At 74.4% G+C, this 22,590-nt stretch carries 20 protein-coding genes; 12 read left to right on the top strand and 8 right to left on the bottom strand.

Annotation, left to right across the window (positions count from 1 at the left end):
• Positions 1–146 precede the first annotated feature (146 nt).
• Positions 147–1,178 carry a YihY/virulence factor BrkB family protein gene (locus ACU610_RS16115; protein ID WP_446768720.1) on the top strand — a complete coding sequence of 344 codons (1,032 nt, stop codon included), beginning with the start codon at positions 147–149 and terminating at the stop codon, positions 1,176–1,178.
• Here the strand turns inward: ACU610_RS16115 and ACU610_RS16110 are convergent.
• On the bottom strand, positions 1,060–2,376 hold the full coding sequence (locus ACU610_RS16110; protein WP_446768719.1) for a D-alanyl-D-alanine carboxypeptidase family protein: 1,317 nt from the start codon (positions 2,374–2,376) through the stop codon (positions 1,060–1,062). The two genes, ACU610_RS16115 and ACU610_RS16110, sit on opposite strands and share 119 nt — an antisense overlap.
• A 247-nt stretch (positions 2,377–2,623) precedes the next feature.
• Here ACU610_RS16110 and ACU610_RS16105 point away from each other — a divergent pair, with 247 nt between their 5' ends.
• The 8 genes from ACU610_RS16105 (at position 2,624) to ACU610_RS16070 (ending at position 11,736) form a co-directional block, all read left to right on the top strand.
• Positions 2,624–3,691 (top strand): BMP family lipoprotein, encoded by a 1,068-nt coding sequence (locus ACU610_RS16105; protein WP_446768718.1) that lies wholly within the window; start codon positions 2,624–2,626, stop codon positions 3,689–3,691.
• 235 nt (positions 3,692–3,926) lie between these two features.
• Positions 3,927–5,495: an ABC transporter ATP-binding protein gene (locus tag ACU610_RS16100; protein ID WP_446768717.1), complete on the top strand. Its 1,569-nt coding sequence runs from the start codon at positions 3,927–3,929 to the stop codon at positions 5,493–5,495.
• Between the two features lie 73 nt (positions 5,496–5,568).
• A complete protein-coding gene (locus ACU610_RS16095; protein ID WP_446768716.1) occupies positions 5,569–6,780 on the top strand; it encodes an ABC transporter permease in 1,212 nt (403 codons plus the stop codon).
• 55 nt (positions 6,781–6,835) lie between these two features.
• A complete protein-coding gene (locus tag ACU610_RS16090) occupies positions 6,836–8,113 on the top strand; it encodes an ABC transporter permease (RefSeq protein ID WP_446768715.1) in 1,278 nt (425 codons plus the stop codon).
• Entirely contained in the window at positions 8,113–8,538 is a 426-nt protein-coding gene (locus ACU610_RS16085) for a cytidine deaminase (protein ID WP_446768714.1), read from the top strand. Before ACU610_RS16090 ends, ACU610_RS16085 begins: the two co-directional genes overlap by 1 nt.
• Positions 8,535–9,815: a thymidine phosphorylase gene (locus ACU610_RS16080; RefSeq protein ID WP_446768713.1), complete on the top strand. Its 1,281-nt coding sequence runs from the start codon at positions 8,535–8,537 to the stop codon at positions 9,813–9,815. The genes ACU610_RS16085 and ACU610_RS16080 overlap by 4 nt, the downstream gene beginning before the upstream one ends.
• 140 nt (positions 9,816–9,955) lie before the next feature.
• Positions 9,956–10,918, top strand: a complete 963-nt coding sequence (locus ACU610_RS16075; RefSeq protein WP_446768712.1) for an ABC transporter ATP-binding protein — start codon at positions 9,956–9,958, stop codon at positions 10,916–10,918.
• A complete protein-coding gene (locus tag ACU610_RS16070) occupies positions 10,915–11,736 on the top strand; it encodes an ABC transporter permease (RefSeq protein WP_446768711.1) in 822 nt (273 codons plus the stop codon). The genes ACU610_RS16075 and ACU610_RS16070 overlap by 4 nt, the downstream gene beginning before the upstream one ends.
• Here the strand turns inward: ACU610_RS16070 and ACU610_RS16065 are convergent.
• The gene (locus ACU610_RS16065) at positions 11,733–12,269 is read right to left on the bottom strand and encodes a CAP domain-containing protein (RefSeq protein WP_446768710.1); all 537 of its coding nucleotides are present in this window, start codon (positions 12,267–12,269) and stop codon (positions 11,733–11,735) included. The two genes, ACU610_RS16070 and ACU610_RS16065, sit on opposite strands and share 4 nt — an antisense overlap.
• Before the next feature lie 260 nt (positions 12,270–12,529).
• Here ACU610_RS16065 and ACU610_RS16060 point away from each other — a divergent pair, with 260 nt between their 5' ends.
• The 3 genes from ACU610_RS16060 to ACU610_RS16050 all read left to right on the top strand — a co-directional run bounded on the left by ACU610_RS16060 (position 12,530) and on the right by ACU610_RS16050 (position 16,027).
• Complete coding sequence (locus ACU610_RS16060; protein ID WP_446768709.1) at positions 12,530–13,606, top strand: adenosine deaminase; 1,077 nt, start codon at positions 12,530–12,532, stop codon at positions 13,604–13,606.
• A 212-nt stretch (positions 13,607–13,818) separates the two neighbouring features.
• On the top strand, positions 13,819–15,330 hold the full coding sequence (locus tag ACU610_RS16055; RefSeq protein WP_446768708.1) for a DEAD/DEAH box helicase: 1,512 nt from the start codon (positions 13,819–13,821) through the stop codon (positions 15,328–15,330).
• Positions 15,331–15,583: 253 nt separating this feature from the next.
• Complete coding sequence (locus ACU610_RS16050; protein ID WP_446768707.1) at positions 15,584–16,027, top strand: MarR family winged helix-turn-helix transcriptional regulator; 444 nt, start codon at positions 15,584–15,586, stop codon at positions 16,025–16,027.
• 36 nt (positions 16,028–16,063) lie between these two features.
• On the opposite strand, the gene ACU610_RS16045 is transcribed toward ACU610_RS16050, so the two are convergent.
• The 6 genes from ACU610_RS16045 to ACU610_RS16020 all read right to left on the bottom strand — a co-directional run bounded on the left by ACU610_RS16045 (position 16,064) and on the right by ACU610_RS16020 (position 22,447).
• Complete coding sequence (locus ACU610_RS16045; RefSeq protein ID WP_446768706.1) at positions 16,064–16,690, bottom strand: FMN-dependent NADH-azoreductase; 627 nt, start codon at positions 16,688–16,690, stop codon at positions 16,064–16,066.
• A 208-nt stretch (positions 16,691–16,898) separates the two neighbouring features.
• On the bottom strand, positions 16,899–18,326 hold the full coding sequence (locus ACU610_RS16040; protein ID WP_446768705.1) for a hypothetical protein: 1,428 nt from the start codon (positions 18,324–18,326) through the stop codon (positions 16,899–16,901).
• Between the two features lie 44 nt (positions 18,327–18,370).
• Complete coding sequence (locus tag ACU610_RS16035) at positions 18,371–19,240, bottom strand: aldehyde dehydrogenase family protein (RefSeq protein ID WP_446768704.1); 870 nt, start codon at positions 19,238–19,240, stop codon at positions 18,371–18,373.
• Complete coding sequence (locus tag ACU610_RS16030; protein WP_446768703.1) at positions 19,237–20,682, bottom strand: aldehyde dehydrogenase family protein; 1,446 nt, start codon at positions 20,680–20,682, stop codon at positions 19,237–19,239. Before ACU610_RS16030 ends, ACU610_RS16035 begins: the two co-directional genes overlap by 4 nt.
• A gap of 2 nt (positions 20,683–20,684) precedes the next feature.
• Positions 20,685–21,695 (bottom strand): deoxyribose-phosphate aldolase, encoded by a 1,011-nt coding sequence (deoC, locus tag ACU610_RS16025; protein WP_446768702.1) that lies wholly within the window; start codon positions 21,693–21,695, stop codon positions 20,685–20,687.
• Positions 21,692–22,447, bottom strand: coding sequence for a class I SAM-dependent methyltransferase (locus ACU610_RS16020; protein ID WP_446768701.1), 756 nt, complete (start codon positions 22,445–22,447; stop codon positions 21,692–21,694). The genes deoC and ACU610_RS16020 overlap by 4 nt, the downstream gene beginning before the upstream one ends.
• Positions 22,448–22,590 lie beyond the last annotated feature (143 nt).

Here is a 22,590-nt window from a genome sequence, read left to right as displayed (position 1 = left end):
CGCCGCTCACAGGCTCGCGGCGGGCCCTGCAGGGGCCGGTTCCAGTACGTCACCCAGCTCACGCCGGGTCCCTGCAGGAGGGCCGTTCCAGCACGTCGCCAGGGCCGCCGGGGCGCGGGGCGCGGGCTGCCCGCAGACTGGGGCGGGTGAGTGCCACCCGGACCGAGCGGTCCGCACCCGCGCCCGCCGGGGACCAGCCTCCCGGCGGCCGCTGGTCGCGGGTCACCCAGCTGCCCGCACGCTGGCAGGACCGGGTCGCCCGGCTCCGCCGCCGCCTCCCGTGGTTCGACCACCTGGCCCGAGCCGGCGGCCGCTACCAGCGCACCCAGGGCGACCTGATGGCCGCGGGCGTCACCTACTTCGTATTCCTCGGCCTGGTGCCCGTGCTGCTGCTCGTCGCGTCGGTCATCGGGCTGGTCCTCGCCGGCAACGAGCTGCTGCAGCAGGAGCTCTACGCCACCATCCGCGAGAGCTTCCCCGGCCCGACCGGCTCGGAGATCGTGGGCGAGCTGCGCGGCGCGGTGGGGTCGGCCGGGGTCGTCGGCGCCATCGGGCTCGGCGGCTTCGTCTACGCCGGGCTGCGCGCCATGGACAAGCTGCGCCTGGGCATGGAACGCATCTGGAAGGGCCGCGTCGACGACCCGGAGTTCCTCCGCGACAACCTGCAGGACCTGCTGGCGCTGGCCGCCCTCGGCCTCGCCGGGCTGCTCAGCCTCGGCCTCACCGGCGGGGTCACCCGGGCCACGTCCTGGGCGCTCGAGGTGCTGGGCCTCCAGCGCGCACCCGGCCTGTTCCTGCTCACCGCCGTGCTGGGGCTGGGCCTGGCCGTCCTCACCGACGTCGTCGTCTTCCTGTGGCTGCTGCGGGTCGTGCCCTCGGTCTCGTACCCGGTGCGCCGGCTGCTGCCCGGGGCGCTGTTCGGGGCGGCCGGCCTCGAGGCGCTCAAGCTGGTCGGCAGCCTCTACCTCTCGCTGATCTCGGGCAGCGTGACCGCGTCGGCCTTCGGCGGCGCCGTCGGCATCCTGATCTGGATCAACGTGGTCTGCCGGTTCGCCTTCTTCACCGCCGCGTGGACGGCGACCCTGCCCCAGGTGCAGGGGGGCGCGCGCGTGGTGGCCGAGGGCCGCGAGCCGGTGGTCCCGGCCGCGGACGGCCGGGGCGCTCCGGCGCCCGGCTGACCGGCACGGGCACCACCTCGATCGCCCGGCGGACGCCGACCGCCGTGGCGACGACGATGCCCGTGGCGGTCACGGCCAGCGCCACCGGCACCAGCACGGACCGCCCGTCGTCCGCGACCGCGGGCGCCGGCGCGGCCACCCCGGCCGGTCCGGGGAACAGGGCGGGGAGCAGCGGCGAGACGTCGGCGGCGGAGTCGACCAGTCGGCCCACGCCCGCGGTCCCCGCCGGGACGGCGAAGCCCCAGTCCAGCAGCAGCGCGGCCTGGTCGGCGGCGCGCAGCGGCACGCTCTCGGTGCCCATCACGCTGACCACCAGCCGCCGGCCGTCGCGCTCGGCGGCGGTGACGAAGGTGTGCCGGGCGGCGTCGGTGAAGCCGGTCTTGCCGCCGAGGTTGCCGGGTGTGTCGGCCAGCGGGTTCTGGTTCTGGAACTGGTAGCCGGGGGCGCGGCCCTCGACCGCGGGCATCTCCGCCAGCGGCGTCTGCAGCAGCGCCACCGTGTCCGGGTCCTCGACCAGCCGGCGGAAGACCAGCGCGAGGTCGTAGGGCGAGGAGGACTGGCCGGCCACGTCCAGCCCGGACGGCGTCCCCGCGACGGTGTCGTAGGCGCCGATCGACTCCGCCATCTCGTTCATGGCGCGCACGGTGACCTCGGTGCCGCCGGCAGCGCGGGCCAGGGCCCCGGCCGCGTCGTTGCCCGACTGCATCATCAACGCCTGGTAGAGCAGTGACACCGGGTAGCGCCCACCGGCGACCATGCCGACCCGGCTGCCCTCGACCGACTCGTCCTCGACCGTGCCCTCGACGACTGCGGCGGGGTCCAGCATCGGCAGCAGGGTCAGCAGGGTCAGGGTCTTGAGCGTGCTGGCGGGGTAGTAGCGGCCGTGCGGGTCGCGGGCGGCCAGCACCGCCCCGCTGCCGGCGTCGGCCACCAGCCAGCCGGGGGCGGCCACCTCGTCCGGCAGCGGGGGAGCCTCGTCGACCACGACGGTGCCGCGGGTGTCGAGCCCATCTCCGCCGACGGTCACCCCGCCGGGCCCGCTGCCCTGGGGTGGTCCGCCGGGCGGTGGTGCGGTGGGTGTGGGCGCGGACGGGTCGGCGGTGGGCCGGGGCTCCTCGGCCAGCGCCGGCCCGGCACTGCCGAGCAGCAAGCCTGCGGTCAGCACCGCGGCGGCCAGCCGCGCCACCGGTCGTCGCATGGCGGGCACGCTAGCCCCCGACCCGGCGTCGGTGGCGCCCGCGTGGCACGGACCACTGCGCCCGCCGCGTTGGCAACGATCCCGTCTCGGTCTCCCCTGCGGGGTTCGGCGCAGTTGCGGGGCGCGGTTAGCGTGCCGTCGTCGCGTGCTGTGGGGACCGGCGCCCGCCGGCAGTCACGCACGGACCCGACCCACCGGGACCGGCCGCCTCGTCCGTGCGGCCCGTCCCCCCAGAGAGGAGATCGTCTTGCGCCGAGCGCGGAGGATGAAGGCCGCGGCTCTGCTGCTGGCCGGCAGCATGGCCCTGGCGGCCTGTGCCAGCGACGAGACCACCAGCGGCAGCGGCGGCGGCGAGGGCGGTGGCGGCACCGCCACCGAGGAGCTGCGCGTCGGCCTGGCCTACGACACCGGCGGCCGTGGTGACCGCTCGTTCAACGACTCGGCCTACGCCGGGGCCTCGGCGGCCGTCGAGGCCCTCGGCGGCGAACTCCAGGAGTTCAGCCCCAACGAGGACGCCTCCAACCGCGCCGAGGGCCTGGCCGGCCTGGCCGAGCAGGGCTTCAACCCGGTCATCGCCGTGGGCTTCAACTACGACGACGTCATCGCCGAGGTCGCCCCGCAGTTCCCCGACACCACGTTCGCGCAGGTCGACGGCTCGAACGCGGACGGCGCCAAGGGCGGCAACGTCACCGGCCTGATCTTCGCGGAGGAGCAGGGCTCCTTCCTGGCGGGCGTCGCTGCCGCGCTGAAGAGCGAGAGCGGCCACATCGGCTTCGTGGGCGGCGTGCAGAGCCCGCTGATCCAGAAGTTCGAGGCCGGCTACGTGGCCGGCGCCCAGGCCGTGAACCCGCAGATCGTCATCGACCGGCAGTACATCTCCCCGGCCGGTGACTTCTCCGGGTTCAGCGACCCGGCCCGCGGCCAGATCGTCGCCCAGGGCATGTACGACGCGGGGGCGGACATCGTCTACCACGCCGCGGGTGGCTCGGGCGTCGGCGTCTTCCAGGCCGCTGCCGCCTCCGGCAAGCGGGCGATCGGCGTCGACAGCGACCAGTACCTGACCGTCGGCGCGGACCTGCAGCCGGTGGTCATGACCTCGATGCTCAAGCGCGTCGACAACGCGGTGGAGCAGTTCATCAACGACTACTCCGAGGGCAACGTGCAGGGCGCGACCGACGTGTCCAACGACCTGTCCACCGAGGGCATCGACCTGGCCACGTCCGGCGGCTTCATCGACGACATCCAGGACGACATCGAGCAGTACAAGCAGCAGATCATCGACGGCACCATCACGGTCCCGACCACCGTCGAGTGACACCCGTGCGGGTGTTCCTGCACGACTGATCCACCCTGCGACGCGGGCCCGGGCGGCAGACGCCCGGGCCCGCGGTGCTCCGGGCCGCCCCGGGCTCGGACGCAGCCCGGGGGGTGGGGCACCATACGCACGGCCCCCGGGCCCAGACCCCCCGGCGGAGCGGCTGATCCCGCACGCCGGTGCGTCCGTAGTGACCTCCCGCCCACCAGCGGGTCCACAGCGAGGAGATGCCGGCATGCCCCCAGCAGACTCGCCAGCAGACGGCTCCGCGGCGGGCGACGTCCCCCTCGCCGTCGAGCTGCGCGGGATCACCAAACGCTTCCCGGGCGTGGTGGCGAACAAGGACATCGAGCTGCGGGTCCGCCGCGGCGAGGTGCACGCCATCGTGGGCGAGAACGGCGCCGGCAAGTCGACGCTGATGAAGACCCTCTACGGCGAGCACCGCCCGGACGAGGGCGAGATCCTGGTCGACGGCCGCCCGGTCCACTTCCGCAGCCCGTCGGACGCCATCGCCGCCGGCATCGGCATGGTCCACCAGCACTTCATGCTGGCCGACAACTTCACCGTCCTGGAGAACGTCATCCTGGGCAGCGAGCCCACGAAGCGCGGCCGGCTGGACCGCGCCGGAGCCCGCCGCCGCATCGAGGAGATCTCCGAGCGCTACAACCTGGGCCTGCGGCCCGACGCGCTGGTCGAGGACCTCGGCGTCGGCGACCGGCAGCGCGTGGAGATCGCCAAGGTGCTCTACCGCGACGCCCGCATCCTGATCCTCGACGAGCCGACCGCCGTCCTCGTGCCGCAGGAGGTCGACGAGCTCTTCGGCAACCTCGCCGAGCTCAAGCGCGAGGGCCTGACGGTCATCTTCATCTCGCACAAGCTCGACGAGGTGCGCCGCGTCGCCGACTCGATCACCGTCATCCGGCGCGGCACCACCGTCGGAACGGCCGACCCGCGGACGACGACGGCCAAGCAGCTGGCCGAGCTGATGGTCGGTGCCGAGCTGCCCACGCCGGAGACGCGCGAGTCGACCGTGCGCGAGACGCCGGTGCTGCAGATGGTCGGCGTGACGGTCACCGACAGTGGCCAGCGCCCCGTGGTGGACGACGTCACGCTCACCGTGCGCGAGGGCGAGGTCGTCGGCATCGCCGGCGTCGAGGGCAACGGCCAGGCCGAGCTCGTCGACGCGATCATGGGCCTGCGCCCGCTGGCCGCCGGGTCGGTGCTGCTCGGTGGGGAGGACGTCACCGCCTGGAGCACCCGCGCCCGCCGGGAGAGCGGCGTGGGCTTCATCCCCGAGGACCGGCACCGCCAGGGCATGCTGCTGGACGCGCCGCTGTGGGAGAACCGCATCCTCGGCCACCAGACCCGCCCGCCCGCGGTGAAGGGCCCGTTCATCGACCGCCGCGGCGCCCGCGCCGACACCGCCCGCATCATGCGCGAGTACGACGTCCGCGCCCCCGGACCGGACACCCTCGCGGTCGCCCTCTCCGGCGGCAACCAGCAGAAGCTGATCGTCGGGCGCGAGATGAGCGCCCGACCCCGGCTGCTCGTCGCCGCCCACCCGACCCGCGGGGTCGACGTCGGTGCCCAGTCGGTGATCTGGGAGCTGCTCAAGGACGCCCGCGCCGAGGGGCTCGGCATCGTGCTGATCTCGGCCGACCTCGACGAGCTGATCGGCCTGTCGGACACGCTGCACGTGATGCTGCGTGGCCGGCTGGTGGCCACCCTCGACCCGCGGCGGGTGACCCCCGAGGAGCTCGGCGGGCACATGACCGGCGCGCGGACGACGGCGGGTGCGGCGTGAGGGAGCTCGCGAGCTCACCGGCCGGCACGGCAGCGCCGCGAACGCGGCCGACGAGCGCCGGCGAGGAGGACTCGTGACCGGGTTCCTCCGCCGGGCGGGGCTCTCCCTGCTCGGCCCGGTGCTCGCCGTCCTCGTCGCCCTGGTGATCTCGGCGGTGGTCATCGCCCTCATCGGCGAGGACCCGCTCGCGGCGTTCCGGGTGATGGTCGACCTCGGCGACAGCCCCTCGCAGCAGGTGCAGTCGATCGTCGTGATCCTGAACCGGGCGGTGCCGCTGTTCCTCGCCGGCCTGGCCGTGGCGGTCGCGTTCCGGATGGGCCTGTTCAACATCGGCGTCGAGGGCCAGTACCGGCTGGCCACCATCCTGGCCGCCGCGGTCGGTGCGGCCGTCGTCCTGCCCGGCCCGCTGCACGTGCTGCTCGTCGTCGTCGTGGCGATGGTGGTCGGCGCGCTGTGGGCCGGCATCGTCGGCGTGCTCAAGGTGACCCGCGGTGTCAGCGAGGTCATCAGCTCGATCATGCTGAACTTCATCGCGCTGGGCCTGGCGTCGTTCCTGCTCACCGGCCCGCTGCGCGGCAGCCCGCCGGGTGCCTCGATCGTCACCACCGCCGAGATCCCCGAGTCCGGCCGGATGCCGAGCCTCAACGGACTGCTCACCGCGCTGGGCCTGGCCACGCCGCGCAGCAGCCTGCACGGCTTCCTGGTGGTGGCGCTCGTGGTGGGCGTCGTCGTGGCCGTGCTGCTCACGCGCACCCGCTTCGGGTTCGACCTGCGCGCCACCGGCCTCTCGCCCTCGGCGGCCACGGCGAGCGGCGTCGACGCCCGCGGCATGGTCGTGAAGACGATGCTCATCTCCGGCGGCATCGCCGGGCTGATCGGCCTGCCCGACCTGCTCGGCTCGCAGTACGACTACGGCACCGAGTTCACCGCCGGGCTGGGCTTCCTCGGCATCGCCGTCGCGCTGCTGGGCCGCAGCACCCCGGTCGGCATCGCGCTGGCCGCGCTGCTGTTCGCCTTCCTCGACCGGGCGGCCCTGCCGCTGCAGTTCGCCGACATCCCGTCCTCGGTCGTGACGATCATCCAGGGCACGATCGTGCTCGCCGTCGTCATCGCCAACGAGATCGCCCGCCGGCTGGCGCTGCGCTCGGCGGAGCGGGCCGGTGCGGCGGCCGGCCCCGGCCCGCAGACGGACAGGGACGACGGCGCCCCCCCGCCCACCGCTCCGGACGGCGGACAGCGGGTCCGCACCGGTGTCCCCGGCACCCCTGAGGACGTGCAGGCATGAACGCACCCCACGAAGGCGCTCCGCCGGCGCTCCACGTCTCCGCGGGGACCCCGGCATGAGCACCACGGCAGCGACCCGCACCGACCGGCCCAGCCGCGGCCCCCTGACCGACCTGCTCACCGGCGGCGGCCGCGCCCGGCGGGTGCTCTGGCTGCTCGTCGGCCTGTGGGTGCTGTTCTCGCTGGTCCGGGTCATCTCGGGCGAGCAGGAGCTCACCTCGTCGTCGACCCTCTCGGCGGCGCTGCTGCTCGCCGTCCCCATCGGCCTGGCCGCCCTCGGCGGGCTGTGGTCCGAGCGCGCGGGCGTGGTGAACATCGGCCTCGAGGGCATGATGATCCTCGGGACCTGGGGCGCCGGGTGGGCCGGCTACCAGTGGGGCTGGGTCGGCGCGGTCGTCGGCGGCATGGTCTTCGGCGCAGCCGGCGGCCTGCTGCACGCGATCGCCACGGTCACGTTCGGCGTCGACCACGTGGTCTCCGGCGTGGCGATCAACATCCTCGCCGAGGGCGTCGTCCGCTTCCTCTCCGAGCTGCTGTTCACCGAGGACACCGGTGGCGGCCCCACCCAGTCGCCGCCCCTGGCCAGCGACCCGCCGTCCTTCTCGCTGCCGGTGCTGTCCTCCGGGCCGGACCTGCTCGGCGGCCTCGAGCGCCAGCACTGGTTCCTGGTCAGCGACCTGGCCGGCCTGCTGCACGGGCTCACCAGCGGCGTCGGCCTGCTGACCCTGCTGGCCGTGCTGCTGGTCCCGGTGTCCTACCTGCTGCTGTGGCGCACCGCCTTCGGCCTGCGGCTGCGCTCCTGCGGCGAGAACCCGGCCGCGGCGGACTCCCTCGGCGTCCCGGTCTACCGGCTCAAGTACCTCGCCGTGGTCGTCTCCGGCGCGCTGGCCGGCCTCGGTGGCGTCTTCCTGGTGTTCGTCGCGGGCATCTACCGCGAGGGCCAGACCGGTGGCCGCGGTTTCATCGGCCTGGCGGCGCTGATCTTCGGCAACTGGCGGCCCGGCGGGCTGGCTGCCGGGGCGGGTCTGTTCGGGTTCGCCGACGCGCTGCAGCTGCGCAGCCAGACGGCGGTGGTGGCCCTGCTGCTGCTCATCGCCATCCTGCTGGCCGGCGTCGCGGTGTACCAGGCGGTGCGCCGCAAGCTGACCCAGGCGGTGCTGGCCGGCGTCTCCGCCGTGGCCGCGCTGGTCGGCTTCCTGACCATCGACCGGCTGCCCGAGGGCATCGTCTTCTTCACCCCGCACCTGACCACGCTGCTCGTGCTGTCGCTGGCCTCCCAACGCCTGCGGATGCCGAAGGCCGACGGGTTGGTCTACCGACGAGGAGAGCACTAGTGGGGACGCCGGACGCCGACTGGGACGCGCTGCGCGCGGCCGCCCGGGAGGCGATGACGCACGCCTACGCGCCGTACTCGAACTTCCCGGTGGGCGTGGCCGGGCTGGTGGACGACGGCCGCGTCGTGACCGGCTGCAACGTCGAGAACGCCTCCTACGGGCTGGGCCTGTGCGCGGAGTGCGGGATGGTCAGCGACCTCGCCCGCACCGGCGGCGGCCGGCTGGTCGCGGTGGCCTGCGTCGGCGGCGACGGGCGGCCGCTCATGCCCTGTGGCCGGTGCCGGCAGCTGCTGTGGGAGCACGGCGGCCCGGAGATGCTCATCGAGACCGTCTCGCTGGGCATCGTGCCGATGCGCGAGGTGCTGCCCGACGCGTTCGGCCCGGACGACCTGGACCAGGCGGCGGGGCGGGCGGGCAGGTCGTGAGCGCCTTCGACGCGATCGACGTCATCCGCACCAAGCGGGACGGCGGGCAGCTCAGCGCCGAGCAGATCCGCTGGGTGATCGACGCCTACACCCGCGGTGTGGTGCCCGACGAGCAGGTCAGCGCGCTGCTCATGGCGGTGTTCTTCCGCGGGATGGCGCCCGGGGAGCTCGCCGCGTGGACGCAGGCGATGATCGACTCGGGCGAGCGCAAGGACCTCTCCTCGCTGGGCCGCCCGACCGCCGACAAGCACTCCACCGGCGGGGTCGGCGACAAGACCACGCTGCCGCTCGCGCCGCTGGTCGCCGCCTGCGGGGTGGCGGTGCCGCAGCTGTCCGGCCGTGGCCTCGGGCACACGGGCGGGACGCTGGACAAGCTCGAGTCCATCCCGGGCTGGCGGGCCGACGTCCACGAGGAGGCCTACCTGGCGCAGCTGCGCGAGGTGGGCGCGGTCATCTGCGCGGCCGGCCACGACCTCGCCCCGGCGGACAAGAAGCTCTACGCGTTGCGCGACGTCACCGGCACCGTCGAGTCGATCCCGCTGATCGCCAGCTCGATCATGAGCAAGAAGATCGCCGAGGGCGCCGACGCGCTGGTGCTGGACGTCAAGACCGGCTCGGGTGCGTTCATGAAGGACCCCGAGGCCTCCCGTGAGCTGGCCCGCACGATGGTCGGCCTCGGCGAGGCCGCCGGCGTGCACACCGTGGCCCTGGTGACCGCGATGGACCGCCCGCTGGGCCGCGCCGCGGGCAACGCCGTCGAGGTGGCCGAGTCGGTGGAGGTGCTCGCCGGCGGCGGTCCGGCCGACGTCGTCGAGCTGACCCTGGCGCTGGCGCGGGAGATGCTCGCCGGCGTCGGGCGCGCGGACGTCGACCCGGCCGACGCCCTCCGCGACGGGCGGGCCATGGACGTCTGGCGGCGGATGATCACCGCCCAGGACGGCGACCCCGACGCGCCGCTGCCGCAGCCGGCCGAGAAGCACGTGGTGCCCGCGCCGGCCACCGGCACGCTGACCCGCCTCGACGCCTACGCCCTCGGCGTGGCGGCCTGGCGGCTGGGCGCCGGCCGGGCGCGCAAGGAGGACCGGGTGTCCGCCGCTGCGGGCGTCACCTGGACCGCCGGCGTGGGGGAGCAGGTGGTGGCCGGTCAGCCGTTGCTGGAGCTGCACACCGACGAGGCCGCGCGCATCCCGCGGGCGCTGGAGGCGCTGGAGGGCGCGGTCGGCGTCGACACCGGCGAGCAGCCGCTGCCCCTGGTGCTGGACCGCATCACCGCCTGAGCCGTACCCGCCCCCCGCGAGATCTGCACAGTGGTGGCCTTCCGGCTCCCGATGGCCGCCACTGTGCAGATCTCACCACGACGGGCAGGGGTCGGGGGTGCGGACCGCCCCCGGCGCCGGCAGGGGGAGACTGTGTCCCCGTGCAGAAGGACTCCCTCGTCCCCACCACTCGTGGCGGGACCCCGTCCTCCCCACCCGTCGCAGGCTCAGGGCTGCGGCCCGGGACGGGGGCCGCGGGCCCCGAGCGGGAGCCGCTGGACCCCGACGCCGCCATCTCGGTCCGCGGCCTGGTGAAGCGGTACGGCGACCGCGCCGCCGTCGACGGTCTGGACCTCGACATCCGCCGCGGCGAGATCTTCGCGCTGCTGGGCCCCAACGGCGCCGGCAAGACCACCACCGTCGAGGTGCTGGAGGGCTACCGGAGACGGGACGGCGGCGACGTGCGCGTCCTGGGCACCGACCCGGAGCGGGGCGGACGGCGCTGGAAGGCCCAGCTGGGCATCGTGCTGCAGTCCGGCGCGGGGGACAGCCAGCTGTCGGTCCGCGAGCTGCTGGTGGCGCGGGCGTCCTACTACGCCGAGCCGCGTGACCCGGACGAGGTGCTCGAGCTGGTCGGCCTCACCGAGAAGGCGGGCGCCCGCGGCCGCACCCTGTCCGGGGGGCAGCGCCGGCGGCTGGACGTCGCGCTGGGCATCGTCGGCCGCCCCCGGCTGCTCTTCCTCGACGAGCCGACCACCGGGTTCGACCCCGAGGCGCGGCGGCAGTTCTGGGCGCTGATCCGCTCGCTGCGCGACCTCGGCACCACAATGCTGCTGACCACCCACTACCTCGACGAGGCCGAGGCGCTGGCCGACCGGGTCGGCGTCCTCGCCCACGGCCAGCTCGCCGAGGTCGCCGTCCCGGCCGCGCTGGGTGGGCGGGGCACGGCACCCGCCGTCGTCCACTGGACCGAGGACGGCGTCCGGCGCACCGCCGAGACGGCCACGCCGACCGCGTTCGTGCGAGAGCTGGCCGCCCGCTTCCCCGGCGAGGTGCCCGACCTGACGGTCGCCCGGCCCACGCTCGAGGACGTCTACCTGAAGATGATCGGGGACCACTCGTGACCACCGCTGCCCCGGAGCGCACCGCGCTGCCCCCGCTCGGCCGGGTCTACCTCGCCCGCGCCGGTGTCGAGCTCAAGGAGTTCTTCCGCCAGCGCGAGTCGGTCGTCTTCACCCTCGTCTTCCCGGTGATCCTGCTGCTGGGTCTGGGCGCGGTGCTCGACTACGACCTCGGCGCCGGCGTCGACTTCCCGCAGTACTTCATGGCCGGGGTCATCACCGCCGGCATCGTCGGCGCGAGTCTGCAGAACATGGCGATCCACATCGCCGCAGAGCGCTCGGACGGCACGCTCAAGAGCCTCCGCGGCACGCCGATGCCGGCGAGCGCCTACTTCGTCGGCAAGGTCGTGCAGGTGCTCGCGGTGGCGGTCGCGACGATCGTGCTGCTGCTCCTGGTCGGCGTCCTCGTGTACGGCATCGACCTGCCCTCGGGCGCCGACTGGCTGACCTTCGCCTGGGTGTCGGTGCTGGGTGCGGCGGCCTGCACGCTGCTGGGCATCGTCGTCTCCACGCTGGCCCGCAACGGCCGGTCGGCGTCGGCGACGGTCACGCCGATCGCGCTGGTGCTCGAGTTCGTCTCGGGCGTCTTCATGCCCTTCGACCAGGTGCCCGCCTGGCTGCAGGACGTCGCCGCGGTGTTCCCGGTGAAGTGGCTGGCCCAGGGCCTGCGCTCGGTGTTCCTCCCCGACGCGCTGGCCGCCCGGGAGCCGGGCGGGTCCTGGGAGCTCGGCACCGTCGCGCTGGTGCTGGGCCTGTGGTGCGTCGCCGGCCTGGTGCTGTGCGCGCTGACCTTCCGCTGGCAGGACCGCGGGACCGGCTAGTACGGCAGGTTCCCCCAGACGTTCCCGGCCGGGGCGTACCGGCAGACGATCACGATGTTGGTCGGCCAGTACCTGGGTGAGGGAGCCTTCCCGCAACCGACCTGGACGGTGTCCCGCCACACCATCTGGGTGTAGTGCAGGTAGGGAGCCCCCGGGCCGACCGGCGTCGGGTACGTGTAGGTGGCCTTCTCGTCGTACCAGAACTGCACGCCGTCCTCGACCGTGCCGAAGTCGGCGATGTTCTCGCCCTGCCCGGAGTCCCAGGACGCGCTGTGGCACCCGGACTGCCCGGACGGCCCGGTGATGTCCGCCCAGCCCTGCGCCTGGTCGGCCAGGGTGGTGTCCCAGGTCAGCGGAGCCAGGGGCGGCGAAGCGCCGGTCGCGGCCCGGGCCTCGTCGTGGATCCGCAGGATGGTCTCCCGCTCGGCGTCACTGATCTGCGAGGGGGCCGTCGCGTCGGGGTCGGGAGGAGGGCACAGGGGCGCCGCTGCGGCCGGGCTCGTGGCGGCGGGCAGCGCCATCGTCGCCGCCACGGCGACTCCCGCACAGGCTCCGGAGAGGAGACGTCTCCTCCGGCGTCCAGCGGTCGTGCTGTGGTCCATGGTGGTCACCCGCTCTCCTCGAGACCGTCAGGCAACAGCGGTGCGGCGCCGTCGGGTCGACCCGAGGACGCGACCGACATGCTGCTCCGGGGTCGGGATGAGCCCCAGAGACCTTCGGCACCGGACGTCCCTCGGTGGCCGCTCCGGGACCTGGGTGCGGGGTCGTCCGGACGGACGACGAGGATGGGTCCGTGCCCGCTCCGCTCGACGCCGACTCGATCCGCCGCGCTCCCAAGGTGCTGCTGCACGACCACCTGGACGGCGGGCTGCGACCGCAGACGGTGCTCGAGCTCGCCGACGAGGTCGGCTACCGGGACCTCCCTGCCGAGGACCCCGTGGCGCTGGGCCGCTGGTTCCGGCAGGCCGCCGACTCCGGCTCGCTGGTGCGTTACCTGGAGACCTTCGCGCACACCGTCGCGGTGATGCAGCGTCCCGAGGCGGTCAGCCGGGTGGCCCGCGAGTGCGCGCTCGACCTCGCCGCCGACGGCGTCGTGTACGCCGAGGTGCGCATGGCCCCCGAGCTGCTGACGGCGCAGGGCACCCCGATCGAGGAGGCGGTCGAGGCGATCCTCGACGGATTCGCGAAGGGCAGCGCCGAGGCCGCCGGGGCGGGGACGCCGATCAGGGTCGGCACGCTGCTGTGCGCCATGCGGCAGGACGACCGGTGGGACGAGGTGGCCGACCTGGTGGTCCGCCACCGGGACGACGGCGTCGTCGGCTTCGACCTGGCCGGCCCGGAGATCGGCTTCCCGCCCGACCGGCACCCCTCGGCCATCGCACTGCTGGACCGCGCCGGGGCGCACCGCACCGTGCACGCCGGCGAGGCGGCCGGCATCGACAGCATCGTGGCCGCGCTGGACGGCGCCCACGCCGAGCGGCTCGGGCACGGCGTGCGCATCGCCGACGAGGTCGCCGAGGACGGCACCCTCGGCCCGGTGGCGCAGCGGGTCCTCGACGCGCAGGTCCCGCTGGAGGTCGCACCGTCGTCCAACGTGCAGACCGGCGCCTACCCGTCGCTGGCCGCGCACCCCGTCGGCCGGCTGCACCGGCTCGGCTTCGCGGTCACCGTCAACACCGACAACCGGCTGATGAGCGGCGTCTCGGTCACCAGCGAGCTCACCGACGTGGCCGCCGCCCACGGCTGGGACTGGGACGACGTCCGGACGGTGACCGAGCGGGCGCTGGCCGCCGCGTTCCTGCCCGAGGAGGAGCGCGCCCGGCTGCTGGCCGACGTGGTCCGGCCGGGGTACGCGGCGCTGCGAGCCTGATCACTGCCGGAATGCCACGGTGGCCTGCGCTGCTACGGTGGGTGTACCGGCAGTCGCCGGTCATCCTCCCGGACGGTCCGTCCGGGCATGAGCGCATCCGTGCAGATCCGCAGCGTCCCCTGACGCAGTGATCGCCAGTGAGGACGCCGGTCGACGGTGTCCGCGCACCACCACGGGACGCGCGCCGAGAAGCATCGGAGTCCCACACCCGCATGACCACGTTCGACACTGTCGACGTCCAGACCACCTCTGAGATGACCCCGGAGATCGCGGCCCCGACCGGCCCGACCTTCGCCCAGCTGGGCCTGCCCCAGCAGCTGGTGACCGCGCTCGAGCGGCGCGGCATCCGCACCCCCTTCGCCATCCAGGCCTCCGCGCTGCCCGACGCCCTCGCCGGGCGCGACGTGCTCGGCAAGGCCGCCACCGGCTCGGGCAAGACGCTGGCCTTCGGCCTGCCGATGCTCGCCCGCCTCGGTGCCGACGTCCGCCGGGGCCCCCGGGCCCCGCGCGGGCTCATCCTCGTGCCGACCCGCGAGCTGGCCCAGCAGGTCTTCGACAACCTCGCGCCCCTCGGGCAGTCGATCGGCGTCCAGCTGACCACCGTGTACGGCGGCGCCTCGATGTACCGGCAGATCCAGCAGTTGCGCCGCGGCGTGGACGCGATCATCGCCACCCCCGGCCGGCTGCAGGACCTGATCGGCCAGGGTGAGGCGACCCTCGACGAGGTCGAGGTCAGCGTGATCGACGAGGCCGACTTCATGTCCGACCTCGGCTTCCTGCCGGTCGTGCAGGAGCTGCTCGACCAGACCCGCCCCGACGCCCAGCGGCTGCTCTTCTCGGCCACGCTGGACGGCGAGGTCGACACGCTGGTCCGCCGCTACCTGAAGGACCCGGCGCGGCACGAGGTCAAGCGCCCTGGGGACGACGCCCCGCCGGCCGAGCACCTCGCCTACAGCGTCGCCTTCCGCGACAAGGTCCCGGTGACCGAGCAGCTGGCCGCCCGGCCGGGCCGCACGATCGTCTTCGTGCGTACCCAGCTCGGCGCCGACCGGCTGGCCGGCAACCTGCAGGCCGCCGGCATCAAGGCCGAGGCCATCCACGGCGGGCTGCCGCAGGGTGCCCGCCGCCGGGCCCTGGAGGCCTTCACCGACGCCCGCAGCCCGGTGCTGGTCGCCACGGACGTCGCGGCCCGGGGCATCCACGTCGACGACGTCTCGCTGGTGCTGCACTACGACCCGCCGGCCGACCACAAGACCTACCTGCACCGCTCGGGCCGCACCGCCCGCGCCGGCGCCGGTGGTGTCGTGGTCTCGCTGCTGCTCCCCGACCAGGTGGGCCAGGCCAAGCGCCGGTTCCGCCAGGCCAAGGTCGAGCCGCCGGTCACCCGGATCCGTCCGGGCGACGCCCCCATCGCCGAGCTCGTCGCCAGCGGCGTGCACGTCAAGCCGGTGGAGCGCCCGGTGCGCGAGCCGCGCCGCCCCTCCGGTGGCCACGGCGGCCGGCGTCCCCGCCGGGACGGCGAGCGGCCCCGCCGCGACGGCGACCGGCCGCGTCGTCCCCACGGGGAGCGGCCGCGCCGGGACGGTGACCGCCCGGCCTACGGCGAGCGGCCGTACGGCGAGCGTTCCCGCGGGAACGGCGAGCGCTCCTACGGCGAGCGCGGGGAGCGGCGGTCCAGCCCGTACCGCGGCCAGGGCCGGCGTCCCGAGCGGTCGGCGGACTGAGGGAGGGCCACCCCTCCCCCCACGCCTCGTCGAAGGACCCCGTCCTCCTCACCGCTCGCAGGCTCGCGTCGAGCCTCTGGACGAGGCCGGCGGGCCCTGCTGAAGGGTGGCCGTTCCAGCACGTCACCAGGCTCGCGGCGGGCCTGGGAGCCACACGGCAGCGGCCGGTCCCGGTTCTCCGGGGCCGGCCGCTGGCGTCTGCGCCGTCGTCGTGAGTGTGCGTGTGCACGTTCTCGGCCAGTAGTCTCGCCCCGTGGACCAGCTCGACCGGGTGGCGCCGTGGGCGGCCCTGCTGCGGGTCCACGCCGCCGTCCTGCCGAAGCTGGAGCGGGCCCTGGCCGCTCAGCAGATGCCCCTGGCCTGGTACGACGTCCTCCTCGAGCTCAACGCCGCCCCCGACCGCCGGCTGCGGATGTCCGAGCTGGGCGCCCGGGTGGTCCTCAGTCGGGAACGGGTCAGTCGCGTCGTCGACGAACTCGAGCGTGCCGGCCTCGTGCTCCGCGAGCGCAACTCCGACGACAGGAGGTCGCTGTTCGCGGTGCTCACACCCGAGGGCCGTGACCGGCTCCGGGCGGCCGCCCCGGTCTACCTGGAGAGCATCGAGCGGCACTACACCGGCCACCTCGAGGACGAGGAGATCCGGGTGATCAGCATCGCCCTCGGACGCGTGCTGCAGGCCGAGGAGGCCTCGGGCTGATCCGCGCCGGGCGTCCGCCCGGCCGGTGACCGCGGGTCAGAACAGCTTGCCGGCGTCCCGGGCCTGGGCGTGCGCCAACTCGCGGTGGGCCTCCACGTCCGGCGCGGCCAGGTCGGGCCGGAGGTGGATCTCGGTGACGTCGTTGATGCCGGCCCAGCGCAGCCAGTCGGTGAAGAACGTGGCCTGGAAGTCCTGGCCGAAGGCCGGTCCCCGACCGGGGCCGTACACCGCGCTGGTGTAGACGACGGCGGCCTTCTTGCCGGTCAGCAGCCCGGTGTAGCCCTTCTCCGGGTCGAACGAGAAGAGCATCCCGGGCTGACTGATCACGTCGATCAGCTGCTTGAGGACGTACGGGACTCCGGCGTTCCACATCGGGACGCTGAACAGGTAGCGGTCGGCGGCGTCCACCCGGCGGAAGGTGGCCTCGGCCGAGCGCCAGGCGACCGCCGACTCACCGGTCGGTTCCTCTCCGGCGAAGACGGCCATCTTGCCTGCGACGGCGGCTGCGCCGAACTGCGGCAACGACCCGTCCCACAGGTCGAACGTGGTCACCGGCACGTCCGGGTGGGTCTCCTCGAAGGCCTCGAGGAACGTCCGGGCCAGAGCCAGCGACTCGGAGGCGGCGCCACGCGGCGAGGCGGAGATGTGCAACAGAGCGGACATGGTTCCCTCCATCGGGTCCGTGCGTACGCACATACTGCCCCATATGCGTGCACACGCACAAGAACTCGGTGCTCGACCCCTCGCCGGTGGGGGAGCCGGTGGCCCCCGCCTGCTCGCGCCGTGGCCCCGTCCAGAGGCTCGCCGCGAACCTGCGAGCGGTGAGGAGGACGGGGTCCTTCTACTGCGCGTGGAGGGCAGGGGTCCGTCTTCAGTCGCGGAAGACCAGCGCGCTGCTGACCTCGGTGACGAGCTGGTCCCAGACCGGACGCAGCGCGGCGGCGTCCTCGGCGCGCAGCGGGGTGTCCGGGACCCGCTCGCTCCGGGCGACGGCGCGCCCGAGCGGCGCGTCGGGGCGCAGCAGCTCCTCGACGCGGGTCAGCCCGGCGTACTCGGCGATGTCGCGCACGCCCTCGATCTGCTGGGCGAGCACCCGGTGGTCGACCAGCCCGGCTGCGCCGCCGGCGACCTCGGCCAGCACCTCGCTGGTCTCGGTGAGGTCGTAGCGGTCCTGGTCGGCGGGCAACGGCGGGGTGGTCGTGTCGGCGACCTCGGGCCAGGAGGCGATCTCGGTGAGGTCGTGGGCCTCGCTGCCGCGGCAGAAGCGGGTGAGGGCCTCGGGGGAGCCGAAGAGGAAGACCTCGCCGTCGCGGCCGAGGAAGCGCGCCCGGTCCTCGACGTAGCAGCGCAGCGTGAGGCCGGCGCCCCCGGGCACGACGACCTCCACGGGCAGGATGCCGACGGCCTCCCAGAACTCGGCCGCCTTCGCCACCTCCGCGGGCGGCGCGGAGATCCGGCCGGGGCGGGCGATGGTGCTCACGCCGGCAGCTGCTGCCGTGGCCGCGGTCGCACCACCCGCCGGGCTCGGTGCCGCCGCGGTGTCGTCCTCCAGGTCGGCCTCGTCCTCGTCGGCCTCCGCCGCGGAGGGGTAGTCGTCGAGGGAGACGGTGCCGCCGCCGGTCCAGTCCAGGTGCGCGCCGAGCTCGTCGAGGACGTCCTCCCACAGGTCGTCGAGAGCGTTGCCGACGCCGACCCAGGCGTCCTCGCCGGAGCGCCCGATGAAGGCCTCGACGCCCAGCCCCAGCGAGCCGATCTCCGGGCGGGAGACGAGCTCGGCGAGCGCGCCGAACTCCCCGCCGCGGGTGACCGCGCCCTCCTCCCGGCGCTCGAGCTCGATGTCGTCCTCGACGTCCGGCTCGTCGTCGGTGTTGGTCAGCTCGTCCTCGGCGTCGTCGTCCTCCACGTCGAGGCACTCGGCCAGCCGGGTGACGATGTCGATGGTCGCGGCCAGCTCCTCCACCGCCCACCGGTCGGGGTTCTCGGCGGCGATGTCGTAGACGCCGTCGAGGTCGTAGCGGTGGTCGTCGTCGGGCGTGAGGTCCGCCGCGCCCAGCCCGACCACGACCGGCCAGACCGGGTGGTCGGCGAGGTCGTGGTCGGTGCGGGTGCGGCAGAACGCGGCCAGCGCCCCCGGGGTCGGGAAGAGGTGCACGCGGGCCCGGTCGTCCTCGGAGGTGCCGAGGAAGGCCTGCCACTCCTCGCCGTCCTCCTCCCACGGCGGGGCCCACAGGGTGAAGCCGGTGCGGTCGTCGACGGTGAGGGCGATGGGGACGATGCTGGGCCGGGCCACGCGCCCCATCCTGCCCGGTCTCCCGGGGACCGCACCCCCGGGTTCGGCGACCCTCAGAGGCCCATCGGGTGCCAGACGGTCTTGGTCTCCAGGAACGGCGTCAGCCGGGTCAGGCCCGGGTCGGCCGACCAGTCCGGCTCCTCGGCCGGCGGCCGCACGACCCGCTTGATGCTGCCCGCGGCGAGGCGCTCGAGCTCCATCGCCTGCTCGGCGGGGGCCCCGGTGAGGTCGATGGCGTCGACGTCGTCGTGCTCGGCCAGCCACGGGCCGATCTCCCCGGCGTCCCCGGTGAGCAGGTTGACGACCCCGGCCGGGACGTCACTGGTCGCCAGCACCTCCCCGAGGGTGACGGCGGGCAGCGGCCGGGCCCGTGACGTGACGACGACGGCGGTGTTGCCGCCGGCCAGCACGGGCGCGAGCACGCTGACCAGGCCCAGCAGCGAGGAGCGCTGTGGTGCGAGCACGGCGACGACACCGGTGGGCTCGGGCACCGAGAAGTCGAAGTACGGCCCGGCGACCGGGTTGGCCCCACCGAGGACGGCGCCGAGCTTGTCGGTCCACCCGGCGTACCAGACCCAGCGGTCGATGGCGGCGTCGACGGCGGCCCGCGCCCTGGACGACGACAGGCCCTCGCCGGCCGCGACCTCGTCGCAGAACTGGGCGTGCCGGCCCTCCATCACCTCGGCCACCCGGTACAGCACCTGGCCGCGGTTGTAGGCCGTGGCGCCCGACCACTTCGCGAACGCGGCCCGGGCGGCGACGACGGCGTCCCGGGCGTCCTTGCGGGAGGCCCACGCGGCGTTGACGAGGAACGCCCCCTTGGCGTCGGTGACCTCGTAGGTGCGGCCGGACTCCGAGCGCGGGAAGGCACCGTTCACGTAGAGCTTGTACGTCTTGCGGACGGCGAGTCGCTCGGTGCTCACTTGTCGGCCTCCCGGAGGTACGCGGCCAGCCCGTGCCGGCCGCCCTCACGGCCGTAGCCGGACTGCTTGTAGCCGCCGAAGGGCGACGTCGGGTCGAACTCGTTGAACGAGTTGGCCCACACCACGCCGGCGCGCAGCCGGTCGGCGACGGCGAGGATCCGCGAGCCCTTCTCGGTCCAGATCCCGGCCGAGAGCCCGTAGGTGGTGTTGTTCGCCTTGGCGACGGCCTCGTCGGGGGTGCGGAAGGTCAGCACCGACAGCACCGGGCCGAAGACCTCGTCGCGGGCGATGCGGTGAGCGGGGGAGACGTCGGTGAAGACCGTCGGCGGATACCAGTAGCCGCGCTCGGGCAGCTCGCAGGCCGGCTGCCACTTCGACGCGCCCTCGGCCTCTCCGGTGTCCACGAGCTCCCGGATGCGGGCCAGTTGCGCGTGCGAGTTGATCGCGCCGATGTCGGTGTTCTTGTCCAGCGGGTCGCCCAGGCGCAGCGTGCCGATCCGCCGCTGCAGCGAGGCGAGGACCTCGTCGTGGACCGACTCCTGCACCAGCAGCCGGCTGCCGGCGCAGCACACGTGGCCCTGGTTGAAGAAGATTCCCTGCACGATGCCCTCGACGGCCTGGTCGATGGGGGCGTCGTCGAAGACGATGTTGGCCGCCTTGCCGCCGAGCTCGAGGGTGAGCAACTTGGCTGTGCCGGCGACGGCGCGGGCGATGGCGCGGCCCACCTCGGTCGAGCCGGTGAACGCGACCTTGTCGACGTCCTCGTGCTCGACGACGGCCCGGCCGGTGTCGCCGGCGCCGGTCACGATGTTGACCACGCCGGGCGGCAGGTCGGCCTGCCGGCACACCTCGGCGAACAGCAGCGCGGTCAGCGGGGTCGTCTCGGCCGGCTTGAGGACCACGGTGTTGCCGGTGGCCAGCGCCGGGGCGATCTTCCAGGCCAGCATGAGCAGCGGGAAGTTCCACGGGATGACCTGGCCGGCCACGCCGAGCGGCTTCGGGCCCGGGCCCAGGCCCGCCCAGTCCAGCTTGTCGGCCCAGCCCGCGTGGTAGAAGAAGTGCGCCGCGGCCAGGGGGACGTCGACGTCGCGGGACTCCCGGATCGGCTTGCCGTTGTCCAGCGACTCCAGGACGGCGAACTCCCGCGCCCGCTCCTGCAGCAGCCGGGCGATGCGGAACAGGTACTTGCCGCGGTCGGCCGGGCGCATCGGCCCCCACACGCGGGTGAACGCGCGGCGGGCGGCGCGGACGGCGCGGTCCACGTCGGCGTCGGTGGCGGTCGCGACCTCGGAGAGCACCTCCTCGGTCGCCGGGTTGACGGTCTTCAAGGGGGTCCCGGAGCCGTCAACGAACTCGCCGTCTACGAACAGGCCGTACGACGGCGCGACGTCGACGATCGAGCGCGACTCGGGGGCGGGGGCGTACTCGAACAGGCTGGTCATGGTCAGTCGACGCTCACGTGGTCGGGGCCGGAGTAGTGGCCGGTGCGCAGCTTCTGCCGCTGCAGGAGCAGGTCGTTGAGCAGGCTGGAGGCGCCGAAGCGGAACCGGTCGGGGGAGAGCCAGTCGGGCCCGGCGACCTCGTTGACGAGGACGAGGTGCTTGATCGCGTCCTTGGTCGTCCGGATGCCGCCGGCGGGCTTGACGCCGACCTGGCGACCGGTGGCGGCGCGGAAGTCGCGCACCGCCTGCAGCATCACCAGGCAGACCGGCAGGGTGGCCGCGGGGGAGACCTTGCCGGTGGACGTCTTGATGAAGTCGCCGCCGGCGAGCATCGCCAGCCAGGAGGCGCGGCGGACGTTGTCGAGGGTGACCAGCTCGCCGGTCTCGAGGATGACCTTGAGGTGCGCCGGGTCCCCGCCCGGGCGCGCACACGCCTCCTTGACCGCCACGATCTCGTCGTAGACGTCGAGGTAGCGGCCGGCGAGGAAGGCGCCCCGGTCGATGACCATGTCGATCTCGTCGGCCCCGTTGGCCACGGCGTCCCGCACGTCGGCGAGCTTGACCGCGCGGCTGGCGCGCCCGCTGGGGAACGCGGTCGCGACGGCGGCGACGTGGATGCCGGTGCCCGTGAGGGCCTCCCTGGCGACGCCGGCCAGGTCGCCGTAGACGCAGACCGCGGCGACCTGCGGCGTCGTCGGGTCGCTCGGGTCGGGGCGGCGGGCCTTGGCGGCCAGGCTGCGGACCTTGCCCGGGGTGTCGGCGCCCTCGAGGGTCGTCAGGTCGACCATCGAGATGGCGGTGTCCAGGGCCCAGGCCTTGGCGGTCGTCTTGATGGACCGGGTGCCGAGGACGGCGACCCGTGACTCGGCGCCCACCTGGTCGACTCCCGGCAGGCCGTGCAGGAAGGCCCGGAAGGCGGCGTCGGAGCGGGTCACGTCGCGGTACGGCGCCGGGGGCTCGCGCCGCGGCGGGATCGCCGCCGCCGGCGCATCGGGGTCGAGGACGTGGGTCATGTGCGCATTCTCCCTCCCGCGCCCGGCGCTCCCGCGCCCCGCACACCCGTGCGGGTGGCGGCCGGCCGGAGGCACAGCATGCTGCGCGCGCCGCGCTGGAACTCGTAGGGGACGTCCTGGACCCGCGCCTGCACGCCGGGGGCGCCGAGCTCCGCCACCACGGAGGCGAGCAGGTCGGGCCGGGGCCGGCCGGCCTGGTCGACCAGTGGGTACACGCGCACCTCGGTGCCCACGCGGGCCATCTCGCGCAGGGCGGCGACGTGGAACCGGGCGTCGAGCCGGTCGGCGTACGTGAACAGCAGGTGCGAGGAGAGGACCAGGTCGAAGGCGCCGTCCGCGAACGGCAGGTGCGGCAGGGCGGCCGCCACGTGGTGCCCCGGGCGTCCGGCCAGGTCGCGCGCGAAGACCGCCGCCGACTCCGCCCGGAGGCGGGCGTGGGCGGCCGGGTCGCCGTGGTGGTCCCAGACGTAGCGGTCGGCGTTGGCCGTGGTCCAGGCGCTGCCCCGGGTCAGCTCGGCGTCCAGGCGGGCGGTGAGTTCCCGGGGTGAGGTCGCGTACACCGGGTCGACCGCGATCGCCTCGGTGCCGCGGGCCCGGGCCGCCGCGGTGAAGGAGGCGCCGCCACCGGGACAGTCGAGGACCCGGCCGCGCAGGTCGGCGTCGGTCAGGGCGAACATCGCGCGGTACTCGTCGAACGACCGGGCGCTGACCAGGAAGTCCCCGATGTCGGTCGCGCCGCGCAGCTCGCTCACCACAGCTCCTCGGTCGGGTGCACCCGCTCCGGCCCCGGGTGTACCGGCTCCCGCGTGGTCTCGACGAGTGCAGCCGCCTAACGGCGACGCTCCTGCGGCGTCGCCGTTCCGGCGTGGGATGGTGCCAGCGCCGGCGGCCGGGG

This window comes from Geodermatophilus sp. URMC 61, from assembly GCF_052931555.1.
Note: the sequence above shows the minus strand (reverse complement) of the source record. Positions and strands in the feature narration are given on the sequence as shown.